Annotated in this window: 1 protein-coding gene; it reads left to right on the top strand. The window is 47.5% G+C overall.

Going from position 1 to position 931, the window contains the following annotated elements; genetic code table 11:
* Window positions 1-86 precede the first annotated feature (86 nt).
* Window positions 87-923 (top strand): IS5 family transposase, encoded by an 837-nt coding sequence (locus tag AACP56_RS17875; RefSeq protein ID WP_339339067.1) that lies wholly within the window; start codon window positions 87-89, stop codon window positions 921-923.
* Window positions 924-931 lie beyond the last annotated feature (8 nt).

Below are 931 nucleotides of genomic sequence, written 5' to 3'. Positions count from 1 at the left end.
GAAGTGGTTTAAACTTTTTTTGGATCGAAAGACAGGGTTGCAGAGATTTGTGTTGTGAAACATAAGTCAAACCAAAACAACCCTTTATGTACTTTATTCTTGACAAAGATATGATAGAAGAATCAATAGTCGCATACCTTCCTTCACCTAGTCGTGGCTTTAACGTTACGGTACCCATGGCCGAGGTGATCAATGCGATCCTTTACAAGCTCAAGTCCGGTGTCCATTGGCGGCTTCTGCCTGTGAAGGCCCTGTTCTCGGACAAGGTGCTCTGCTGGCAAGCGGTATACTACCATTACCGCAAGTGGTGCATTTCGGGAACCTGGAAGGAGTGCTGGATAAAGTTTCTCGGCGACCATAAATCCGACCTGGACCTTTCCAGTGTGGATATCGATGGTAGCCATACCCCGGCCAAACGGGGCGGCCAAACGGTCGAGTACCAAGGGAGAAAGAAATCCAAAACGACGAATTCCCTTTACCTGACCGATAGGCAGGGACTTCCCTTGGCCATGTCGGAACCGGTGGCCGGCAACCACAACGACCTTTATGATATCGAGGTGCAGTTCGAAGTGGTGACCGCTACCCTTCAAAAGGCGGACATACCTGTTGCCGGGCTTTTCATGAACGCCGATGCGGGATTCGATTCCAAGGATTTCAGGAACGCATGCGCCAAAATGGATATCAATGCCAACATATGTTTCAACAGGCGCAATGGAAGTACGCACGACAGGGAAGAATATTTCGACAAAGACCTATACGATGAAAGATATGCCGTGGAAAGGGCGAATGCATGGATGGACAGCTACCGTTCCCTGCTCAACAGGTTCGATACGACCACCGAAAGCTGGAAAGGATTCAACTATTTGGCATTCATTGCGATAGCGTTGAAAAAATTCAAGAAAAAGAAAAAAATAAAAGTTTAAACCACTTC

Origin of the sequence: Croceitalea sp. MTPC6 (genome assembly GCF_036985525.1) — a bacterium.
GTDB lineage: Bacteria > Bacteroidota > Bacteroidia > Flavobacteriales > Flavobacteriaceae > Croceitalea.
This window is presented reverse-complemented; position numbering and strand designations above follow the sequence as displayed.